We start from the raw sequence: 10,262 nt of genomic DNA, 5'->3' as shown, positions 1-10,262 counted from the left end.
CCTCCTCCCCGCCCGGGCCGCGCGGGTGTGCGGGGGCGGCCCCGTCGGCGCCCCAACATCCGGCCTGCCGGTACTCGGCGGTCCCCGCGCCGGCCGCGGCGCACCCCCCCCCCCCCCCCCGCGACCGATGGCCGCGAGATTGGGGACCGGGTCCTTGCCGTTGACCAGCCAGTCGCCGAGGATACGGGCCTTGTAGACGCGAGGGTTGTGGGAGGCGAGGGTGCGCGCGTTGCGCCAGTGCCGGTCCAGCAGGAGGGCGTCGGAGACACCGGAGGCGCCGAGGGCGTCGAAGACGGTCGTGGTGGCACGGAGTGCGGCGTCGATGATGGTCAGCTGGGCCTGTGCGACCGCGACTTCCGCTTCCAGCACGCGCTGCTTGCGGGTGTCGTGGTCGTCGGCGGCATGTGCCTCGGCGATCCGGTCGAGGGGGCGGGCGGCGGCACCCAGAGCGGCCTCCGCGGCGAAGGCGTCGGCGGACACCTGGCCGAGGACCTGGAGGAGTTGGGCGTCTGAGGCGGGCACCGGGTCGAGGCCCTGCGGGTAGTTGCGTCCGCGGGCCTTCAGGGCCCCGATGCCGTCGCGGAGCACGGCACGCGTGATGCCGGTGAGCACCGACAGCATGGCGGTCTGGTAGAAGTGCCCCTGGTAGACGAAGCGTTCGGCGGCCGGGAAGACATCGCCGCGCTCGGCGGGAACGTCGGTGTAGACGGCGCTCCCACTGGCGGTCGTGCGCTGGCCGAATCCGGTCCAGTCGTCGTCGAGCCGCACCCCGGGGTGGTCGCGCCGGACGAGGGCAGTGAGGACGGTGTCGCCGTCGCCCTTGCCGAGGACGTCGAGCCAGTCGGCGTAGAGGCTGCCGGTGGCGTAGAACTTGGCTCCGTTGACCAGCCACCGGTCGCCGTCCTGGCGGACGGTGGTCCGGAGGTTGGCGAAGGTGCCGTTGTTGGCCTCGGTCCAGCCGCCGCCGACGAAGTCGCCGTCGAGGAAGCGCCGTAGCCAGCGGTCGTTGTCGGGAGACGGGGCGGCGTTGAGGCGGTCCTCGACGAAGGCGAGGTGGTTGCGCCAGATGTGGCCGACGTTGGCGTCGGCCGTGGCCAGCTGGGCGAGCAGCGTGAACGTCTGTTCCAGAGAGGCTCCTAGGCCCCCGAGTTCGGCAGGGATCCGCAGCGTGCCGAGACCCGCGTCCTTGAGCCACTGGACCTGCTCGTGGGGGAAGGTACGGGTCCGCTCGCGGTCGGTGTTGCCCTCGGCGACGCGGTCGAAGACCGGCTGGAAGCGGGCGGCGAGGTCGGCGTCGGTGGCGGTGGGCTGCCGGAGATTGCTGGGGGCGGTGGTGGTGGTCATGGTGGGCCTTTCATGGGAGGGGGCGGGCGGAGTCCTGCGTGCCGGGGCGGCGCGCGGACCGTGCCGGGCGGGGGGTCACGCGTCGGGGACGAGCGCGTGCTCCTCGCCCGGGGCGGTGCGGCCGGTGGCGGGCCCGATCGGCAGGATGGAGTCGATGAGGGCGCGGGTGGCCGGTTGGCGATCGGCGGCGAACAGGTCGTCGGCACGGAACGTTTCGAGCAGCGCGCCCTGCCGCATGACACCGATGCGGTCGCAGAGGAACTCGATGACGGCCAGGTCGTGGCCGATGAAGAGGTAGGTCAGGTCGAGTTGGTCACGCAGGTCCAGGAGCAGATTGAGGGTGGTGGCCTGGGTGGACACGTCGAGGGCGGAGGTGGGTTCGTCCAGGATCAGCAGGTCCGGTTCCAGTGCGATGGCGCGGGCGATCTGCAGCCGCTGTCGCTGGCCGCCGGAGAACTCGCGGGGGTAGCGGTCGGCGTGGTCCGGGTGCAGGCCGACGAGGCTCAGGGCTCGGGCCGTCCGTTCCCGGGCCTCCTGTCGGCCTGCGGCCCGGCCGAGGCGGACGAGGGGGCGGGCGATCTGGTCGCCCGCTCTGACCCGGGGGTTCAGGGCGGTGACGGCGTCCTGGAACACGTACTGGAAGCGGCGGCGCAGCGCGCGCAGGCTCCGCTGGTCGGCGGTGCCCACATCGAGGCCGTCGAAGGTGACGGATCCGGTGGTCGGCGGCAGGAGCCCGCAGGCGAGCCGGGCGAGGGTGGACTTGCCGGAGCCGGACTCGCCGATGAGACCGAAGACCTCGCCGCGGTGCAGGGTGAGCGAGACATCGTCGACGGCGCGCACGGCGGCCCGGCGTCGTCCGGTGCCGAGGCCGCCGACCGTGAACTCCTTCGACAGCCGGTCGAGTCGCAGGACGGGGGCACCGGGCGGGCGGTCGGGGGCCGGCCGGCGCGGCGCCGGGCCGGCGTGCTCCGGCAGTTGGGCGGTCCGCGGGACCGCAAAGGCTCCGGAGAGCAGTCGGCGGGCGCGGCTGTCCGGTCCCCGGCGCTGTCCGGGTTGCGGCACGGAGTCGATGAGGGCCCGGGTGTAGGGGTGCGCCGGGGCGGCGAGGACCTGGGCGGTGTCGCCGACCTCGACGACGCTGCCCTCCCGCATCACGGCGACCCGTGAGCTGGTGTGGGAGACCACGCCGAAGTCGTGCGTGATCAGCAGGACGGCGGTGCGGGTGCGGACGGACAGGCCGAGCAGCAGGTCGAGGATCTGCTTCTGGACGGTGGCGTCCAGCGCGGTGGTCGGTTCGTCGGCGATCAGCAGGTCCGGTCCGGACAGACCGGCGAGCGCGATCATCACACGCTGTCGCATGCCGCCGCTCAATTCGTGCGGGTAGGAGCGCAGGACCCGGTCGGGGTCGCGGATGCGGACGCGGGCGAGCCAGTCGCGGGCGATGTCCAGGGCCTCCTCCCGGGTGACGCGCAGGTGCAGCCGTGCCGTGTCGCGGAGCTGGCTGCCGACGGTGAACGACGGGTCGAGTGAGGTGGCCGGGTTCTGGAAGATCATCCCGATGCCCGAGCCCCGGTGGACGTTGAGCCGCTGCTCGGGCAGGCCGAGCAGTTCGGTGTCCCCGAAGCGGACGCTGCCACCGGTCACCCGGGCCCCGCGCGGCAGCAGGCCGAGAACGGCGGAGGCGGTGACGCTCTTGCCGGAACCGGACTCGCCCACGAGGGCGAGGACCTCGCCCGGCGCGATGTCGAGGTCCACGCCGCGGACGGCGTGCACGGTGCCGCCGGGCAGGGCGAAGTCGACGCGGAGGTCCTTCACGGTGAGAACGGCTGTCATGGGGTCACCTCGGGGTGCGGGGGCGGCGGGGTCACGGGTCGAGGACGTCGCGCAGCCCGTCACCGAGCCAGTTGAAGGCGAGCGAGACGAGGAGGATCGCGACGGCGGGGAACGTCGCCACGCCGGGGCTGCCGTTCACCAGGACCTTGGCGCCTTCGGAGATCATGCGGCCCCAGTCGGCTTGGGGCGGCTGAACGCCGAGGCCCAGGGCGCTCAGGCTGGCGGTGAAGACGATGTTCACGCCGACCAGGCTGGTCCCGTAGATCACCACCGGGGAGAGCACGTTGGGCAGCACTTCGCGCAACAGGATCTCGGCCCGGGAGGCACCCAGCGAGCGGGCGGCCTCCACGTAGTCCTTCTCCCGTTCCACTTTCGCCTCCGCGAAGACGACGCGGGTCACGTAGGGGACGGCGGCGAAGACGACGGTGCCGATCAGAACGGTCGGGCCCGGCTGGAGGACGGCGGCGAGGGAGAGCGCCACCAGGATCACCGGGAAGGCGAACATGAGGTCGACGGCCCGCATGAGCACGGCCGAGGTACGACGCCCGGCGAACGCGCCGAGCAGGCCGAGCGCGGTGCCGATGACCAGGGCGGCGGCCACCGATGCGGTCGAGACCAGCAGGGCGGTGCGCCCGCCGGCGAGGAGCCGGCTGAGCACGTCCCGCCCCTGGTCGTCGGTGCCCAGCAGATGACCGGGGGACCCGACGGCGGCGAGCACGTTGTCGGCGTCCCCGGCGTCGGGATCGCACGGGGTGATCCAGGGGGCGAGCGCGGAGACCGCGACGACCACGGCGAGGACGGCGAGGCCGAGCAGGGCCTCCCGGTTGCGCAGCAGTCGTGCCGTCGCCGAGCGGCGTCCGGGCGGTGCCGCGAGCCGGAGTTCGGTCGTCGTCATACCCCACCGCCGTGCCGGAGCCGGGGGTTGAGGAGGTCGAGGAGGATGTCGGTGATCAGATTGACCAGGACGAAGGCGACCGCGACGAGCAGCACACCGGTCTGGATCACGGGGTAGTCGGCTCCGGCGACGGCGTTGAGCAGCACACTGCCCAGTCCGGGCCACGCGAAGATCGTCTCGACGAAGACGACACCGGTGATCACCGAGCCCACCGTGAGGCCGGTGGTGTTGACGATCGGCGGAAGGATGTTGCGGCCGATGTGCTTGCCGAGGATCGCGGCCCGGCCGAAGCCCTGGGACCGGTAGGTGCGGATGTAGTCCGACTGTTCGCTCTCGATGACCGCCGCGCGGACGAACCGGGCGACGATCAGCATGGACACCAGGGACGCGACGAAGGCGGGCGCGACCAGGTGCAGCAGGAGGTCACCGAAGCCTCCGTCGCCGCGCAGGTCGTGCATACCGCCGGCGGGCAGCCACTGCCGGTGCACGGCCGTGATCCAGACGACGATCAGACCGAACCAGTAGACCGGCAGATTGCTGCCGACCTGTACGAGCAGCATCGCGGCGCGGTCCGCGAGGCGGCCGTGCCGGATGCCCGAGACGAAGCCGATCGCCACGCCGAGCACGACCGTCAGCAGGGTGGCCGCGGCGCCGAGCAGCAGGGTGTTGCGCAGGGCCGGGAAGACGATGCCGGAGACGGGGCTGCGCAGACTCAGGGAGATGCCGCCGCCGTCGGTGAACAGGCTCCCCAGCCAGCTCAGGTACTGCTGCCAGGCCGGGCGGTCCAGTCCGTATGCCTGGCGGATCTCGGCGATCTGGGCCGGCGTCATCTTCTGGCTGAGGGCGTCGCGGACGGGGTCGGCGGGTCCCGCCTGGGCGATGAAGAACACCAGCAGGCTGATCACGAAGAGCAGCGGGACGGTGGCGGCGAGCCGTCTGAGAATGTGGCGCGTCATCGTCAGCCCGCCACCCAGACACGGGACAGGTCGTAGTGGTTCTGCCGCGGCCAGACGAAGCCGCCCACGGCGGGGGCGACGGCGTAGTAGCGGCTGAACGACAGGAGCGGGAAGATCGTGGCGTCCTCGGCCCACTTCCGCGCCGCGTCCTGCCACAGCTCGGTCGACCGGCTCGCGTCGGCGTTGTGGGCGGCCACGTCGATGGCCTCGGCGGTGGCGTCGGAGGTGTCGGAGTGCCGGGCGCCGTCCTGGGCGGCGACGTACTGGTTGTACGCGATCCGCACCCAGTTCGCGGCGATGTAGCCCCACTCCCCCAGGACCAGGCCGTCGGTCGGCTTGAGGTTGGCCGCCCGCGTCCCGTAGGTGATCCACTCGAAGGACTCCACCGAGGCGTCGATGCCGACCGCCTTCAGCTGCTGCTGGATGAACTCCGCGGTGGGCTGTCCGGTGGTGTCGGTGAGGATGGTGAACTTGAGGTCGCCGGAGGCGAGTCCGGCCTCGCTCAGCAGCTTCTTGGCGGCGGCCGGGTCATGGGCGTAGTCGACGGCGGACGCGTCGTACGCCTCGTTGCCCTGGTTGATGATCGAAGTGGCCGCTTCGGCGTATCCCTTGTAGATCTTCTTGGCCAGTTGCTCGCGGTCGACGGCCCTGATGATCGCCTGGCGGACCCGCTTGTCCTGGAGTGCCTTGTTCGCCAGGTTGAACTTGTAGTAGATGATCTGCGGAACGTGTTTGTTCTCCGGGACGTCGTACCCGTTCTTCTCCAGTGAGGCCACCGAGTCCGCCGGGACACGGCTGATGAGGTCGACGGCGCCGCTGCGCAGTGCGGCCACCCGGCCCTGGTCGTCGGCGATCGGTTTGAAGACGACCTTGTCCAGGTGCGGCCGGGTGCCCCAGTACTCCGTGTTGCGGACCAGGGTGGTGTGGTCGCCGCGGACGCGTTCCTGGAAGGTGAAGGGTCCCGTGCCGACGGGGTGGTCGGCGAGGCCGTCCTGCCCGTACCTCTTCAGGGCGGCGGGGCTGAAGATACCGGACGCGGCGTTGCCGCTGTTCGGTATCTGACGCAGGAAGTCGAGGAAGGGGTGGTTGAAGGTGTACCGCACGGTGTGGTCGTCGACCACCTCGAACGACTTCAGGTCGGAGTAGACCAGCGACATGGTGGCCGCGCTGGTCTTGTCGTAGTACTCGAAGTCCTTGTCGGTGAAGCGGCGGACGTTGAACCGTACGGCCTCGGCGTCGAAGGGCGTGCCGTCGGTGAACTTGACGCCGTGGCGCAGGGTGAAGGTGTATGTGGTGGCGTCGTCGCTGACCTTCCACGACGTCGCGAGCTTCGGGATGATCTTCGGTACGCCGGTGGCGGAGGAGAGGTCCTCGTCCACGAGCGTCTCGTAGATGTTCCGGTCGATCCGCCAGGTCTCCCAGGAGTACTGCCGGTTGGGGTCGAACTGGGTGACCTCCTGGTACTGGCCGACCATCAGCGTGCCTCCGTTGCGGGCCTTCGAGCCGGCGGTCCGGCCCGTGCCGGTGGTGCCGCAGGCGGCCAGGAGGCCGGAGGCCGCCGTCGCGAGAACGCCTCTGAGCACGGTGCGTCGGGTGTGGATCACAGGTGGTGCCCTTTCGGTGGTGGGCTGCGGGCGCGGGCGGTGTGCGCGGCCGGGTCGGGGTGGTGCGGGGGTGTGCGGCCCGGTGGGTGCGGGCGGGTGTGCCGGGGGTGTGGGCGGCGGTCAGAAGCCGGTGCCGGAGAACGGCTGGGTATCGACGGCGAACAGGGTGTCGGCGCGGTGGACGGCGTCGGGGCGATGGGCCCGGACGCGGCCGGTCGCGGCCAGGTGCCGCCAGCGCGTGCCACCGAGGTAGGCCGCGGCCAGGGTGGACACATCCATGTCGAGGTCGGGGGCGGCCGAGGTACGGGTCACCCCTGCGGGTCCGACCTCGTAGCTGCCCCTGTTCGCCGGCAGCAGCGGGTCCTCGACGCGCAGCACGACCGGCTCCCCGCTGCCGTAGGCGCGCCCCCCGAGCGCCTCCTCGACGTCGACGAGGCGCAGCCACGTCTCGTCGTGGGCGCCGCCGATCGTGACGGCGCGGCGGTCCAGGACGGCGAGCGGCAGCGGGTCGTCGACGGCGAGGGAAGCGAACTCCAGGACGTCCACGAGGTCCAGGGCGAGCAGGTGGCGCCAGAGGCCGGCGCGGGCCTGGTCGTTGAGCGCCACGAAGTCCGTGACGGTGACGGTGCGTTCGCTGCTGGTGAACCAGGACTCGGTGTTCTCCGGGTGGTAGACGGCGTACCCGTCGTCGTCGTGGACGACGACGTAGTGGGGCGTGGTGCTCGCGGCGCGGCGCAGCTCGTCCAGCCGCCACCAGCCGTCGGGGCGGTGCACGGCCCCGGTCCAGGCCGCCCGCTGGTAGATGCCGCCGAGCAGTTCGGTGGTGGCCGCGGCGTCGGCCAGGCGCACGCTGCCCCCGGCCGGCACCCCGGGGCGCAGTCCGGCCCGGCTGACGGTGACGCGGGCGGAGACTGCGGAGGTCGCGACGCCGTAGCCGAAGCGCTCGTAGATGACGGCCTCCGAGGCACGCAGCGAGGCGACGATCTCGCCGCGCTCGGCGAAGTCCTTCAGCTGCCGGGTCAGGAGGTCACCGACGATGCCGCGCCGACGATGCGTCGGCAGCACCCCGACGTGGGTGACGGCCGCGTGCGGCAGCCGTGCCCCGCCGGGTGCGGCGAGCCATCCGGCATACGAGTCGGCGCCGGCGACCACGACGCCGTCGTCGAGGGCGCCGAGGTAGCGGCCGGGCTCGGTGATGCCGACGGCATCGATGTCGCGGAACGGCAGCCCGACCATGGCCCGCAGGAAGACGCGAAAGGCTGCGTCGACCTCGTCGGGGGTGGTCAGCGTCCTGATGTCGATGCTCATGCGTGTGCCTTCTCCGGTGGGCGGGGCGGTGGTGTCGCTGTGCGGCGGTCAGGAAGGGGCCGGGCCGGACCCGCCGACCGGGGGGACCAGCCCGCGGCGGCGCAGCTCGGCGCCGGCCCCCTCCGCGAAGTGGTATGCCTCTTCGAGGTGCGGCTGGCCGGAGAGGATGAAGTGGTCGATGCCGAGGTCGTGGTACTCCTCGATGCGGTCCGCCACCTCACGGTGGCTGCCGACCAGGGCCGTGCCCGCGCCGCCGCGCACGAGCCCGTATCCCGCCCAGACGTTCGGATAGACCTCCAGGTCGCGGCGGTCGCCGCCGTGCAGGGCCACCATCCGCCGCTGGCCGACCGATTCGCTGGCGGCGAGCGTCCGCTGCGTCTGGCGGATGCGGGAGTCGTCGACGCGGTCGAGAAGCCGGCCGGCTTCCGCCCATGCCTCGGCTGCCGTGTCCCGGCTGAGCACATGGAACCTGATGCCGAAGCTCAGTGTGCGGCCCGCCTCGGCCGCCAGTTTCCGGACGCGTCGGAGCCGTTCGGCTATCTGCGGGGGCGTCTCCCCCCAGGCCAGATAGGTGTCGACGGTCCGGGCGGCGACCCGCTCGGCGGCGGGGCTGGCCCCGCCGAAGAACACCTCCGGCGGCTCGTGCGGAGCGAACGGGATCGACGCCTGCTCGATGTCGTAGTGCTCGCCGTGGAAGTCGAACGGCTCCCGGGCCGCGCTGACGCCGCGCAGCACGGTCAGGAACTCCTCCGTACGGGCGTAGCGCCGGTCGTGGTCGAGGTGGTCCCCGAAGCGGCGCTGCTCCACCGAATCCCCTCCGGTGACGACGTTGAGCAGCAGCCGTCCGCCCGAGACGCGCTGGAACGTGGCGGCCTGGTGGGCCGCGAGGGTCGGCGAGACGAGGCCCGGACGGAAGGCCACCAGGAACTTGAGCCGGGTGGTGGCGGCGGTGAGCGCGGCGGTGGTGATCCAGGCGTCCTCGCACCACGTCCCGGTGGGCGTGAGTACGGCCTCGAAGCCGAGCTGTTCGGCGGCGCGGGCGATCCCCCCGAGATATTCGACGGTGGCGGCGCGGAAGCCGGTGCGGACGGCGGCCAGGGTCTGCTGCGAGCCGTCGCCGGAGCCGACGATGTCGCGGTTGTCACCGTTGGTGGGCAGATACCAGTGCAGGTGGATGGTCATCGGTCCTCGGATCGGCCGGATCGGCCGGTCCGGCCGACGAGTGTGTCGACGGCGTCGTCGGCGAGGTGGCTGCCGCGCACCGCGTCGAGCAGCCCCAGCTCGGCCAGGCGCTCCTGTTCGGCCGCGGACAGCGTCTGGATCGAGCCGACGCGGGCGGCGACCTCGGGCCGGGTCGCGCGCAGCCACAGGTACCGGGCCAGCCCGATCAGCAGCAGGGCCACGAAGACGTACGGCAGGTACCGGTACGCGCCGGTCGGCACGGGCACGAGGTTCTTGTAGATCACGTAGAGGATGCCGAGGGCGGCCAGGACCGACGCCACCAGGCTGCCGGGGGTGAGCACCTTGATCCTGCGCAGCCACAGCGGCGTGGCGACCGCCACCAGCAGATACGCGAAGAGATAGCCGTAGCTGGAGACGATGCCCACGTACACGTCCCACTGGAACCGGCCGACGTCGGTGACGGTGCCCACCAGTCCGAGCACGAAACCGATGACGGTGACGGTGACGATGGCGATGTGCGGGGTGCGGAAGGTGGCGTGGACGCGGCCCAGCGCGGCGGGCAGGGCGCGCTCCCGCGCCAGGGTGAACAGGCTGCGGGCCCCGGAGTTGATGACGGCGGAGGAGAACACGATCATTGCGGTGCCGAGCAGCAGGTTGACGGGGTAGGTGGCCCAGTCGACGCCGGCGTTCCGCGCGACGACGGGCAGGGGCGTGCTGTCCGCGTCGAGGGTGTGCGGGCCCTGGAAGCCGAGCACCTCCGGGTAGGTCGCGAACAGGTAGAGCAGCGACAGCACGACGACCAGCCGCAGGATGGCGCGTGGCACAGTGCGATGGGCGTCGCGCGCCTCGTGGCCGAGGGATGCCGCGCTCTCGAAGCCGGCGTACGAGCCGACGGCGGTGACGGCCGCGATCAGCGTGGTGCTGTCGCCCAGGTGGCTGAGGCTGAACTGCGCCGAGTCGAGGCGCGCGCCGTAGTGGAGGTAGGAGGCGACAAGGACGACGGCGACGGCCGAGGCGGAGGCGATCTCGAAGACGAGGCCGGTCCTCGCGGAGATGCTCACCCCGCGGAGCGGGATGTAGAGCGCCACCGCGGTGGCCAGGACCAGCAGGAGCACCTTGAACACCACGTGGTCGGTGTGG

At 72.0% G+C, this 10,262-nt stretch carries 8 protein-coding genes; all 8 read right to left on the bottom strand.

Annotated features, from left to right (window positions below; genetic code table 11):
- The coding region (locus tag ACWEKM_RS44330; protein WP_451626986.1) for an acyl-CoA dehydrogenase family protein at positions 1-1,344 on the bottom strand (1,344 nt) is incomplete at its 3' end.
- Positions 1,345-1,419: 75 nt separating this feature from the next.
- A complete protein-coding gene (locus tag ACWEKM_RS44325; RefSeq protein WP_451626985.1) occupies positions 1,420-3,177 on the bottom strand; it encodes a dipeptide ABC transporter ATP-binding protein in 1,758 nt (585 codons plus the stop codon).
- 31 nt (positions 3,178-3,208) lie between these two features.
- Positions 3,209-4,072: an ABC transporter permease gene (locus tag ACWEKM_RS44320; RefSeq protein WP_451626984.1), complete on the bottom strand. Its 864-nt coding sequence runs from the start codon at positions 4,070-4,072 to the stop codon at positions 3,209-3,211.
- A complete protein-coding gene (locus ACWEKM_RS44315) occupies positions 4,069-5,028 on the bottom strand; it encodes an ABC transporter permease (RefSeq protein ID WP_451626983.1) in 960 nt (319 codons plus the stop codon). Before ACWEKM_RS44315 ends, ACWEKM_RS44320 begins: the two co-directional genes overlap by 4 nt.
- Before the next feature lie 2 nt (positions 5,029-5,030).
- Positions 5,031-6,632 (bottom strand): ABC transporter substrate-binding protein, encoded by a 1,602-nt coding sequence (locus tag ACWEKM_RS44310; RefSeq protein ID WP_451626982.1) that lies wholly within the window; start codon positions 6,630-6,632, stop codon positions 5,031-5,033.
- A gap of 120 nt (positions 6,633-6,752) precedes the next feature.
- Positions 6,753-7,940: a GNAT family N-acetyltransferase gene (locus tag ACWEKM_RS44305; protein WP_451626981.1), complete on the bottom strand. Its 1,188-nt coding sequence runs from the start codon at positions 7,938-7,940 to the stop codon at positions 6,753-6,755.
- Between the two features lie 48 nt (positions 7,941-7,988).
- Positions 7,989-9,122 carry an LLM class flavin-dependent oxidoreductase gene (locus tag ACWEKM_RS44300; RefSeq protein ID WP_451626980.1) on the bottom strand — a complete coding sequence of 378 codons (1,134 nt, stop codon included), beginning with the start codon at positions 9,120-9,122 and terminating at the stop codon, positions 7,989-7,991.
- Positions 9,119-10,262, bottom strand: a 1,144-nt coding sequence (locus tag ACWEKM_RS44295) for an APC family permease (protein WP_451626979.1), incomplete at its 5' end; no start/stop codon positions are given. The genes ACWEKM_RS44300 and ACWEKM_RS44295, both read right to left, overlap by 4 nt.

It is taken from the genome of Streptomyces sp. NPDC004752 (assembly GCF_053601275.1).
The sequence above is the reverse complement of the archived record's forward strand: the minus strand, read 5'-3'. Positions and strand labels throughout refer to the sequence as shown.

What these genes read in the sequence shown, in the direction of transcription:
- ACWEKM_RS44325 (WP_451626985.1), bottom strand. Translation starts at nt 3,177, where the DNA reads ATGACAGCCGTTCTCACCGTGAAGGACCTCCGCGTCGACTTCGCCCTG.
- ACWEKM_RS44315 (WP_451626983.1), bottom strand. Translation starts at nt 5,028, where the DNA reads ATGACGCGCCACATTCTCAGACGGCTCGCCGCCACCGTCCCGCTGCTC.
- ACWEKM_RS44320 (WP_451626984.1), bottom strand. Translation starts at nt 4,072, where the DNA reads ATGACGACGACCGAACTCCGGCTCGCGGCACCGCCCGGACGCCGCTCG.
- ACWEKM_RS44305 (WP_451626981.1), bottom strand. Translation starts at nt 7,940, where the DNA reads ATGAGCATCGACATCAGGACGCTGACCACCCCCGACGAGGTCGACGCA.
- ACWEKM_RS44300 (WP_451626980.1), bottom strand. Translation starts at nt 9,122, where the DNA reads ATGACCATCCACCTGCACTGGTATCTGCCCACCAACGGTGACAACCGC.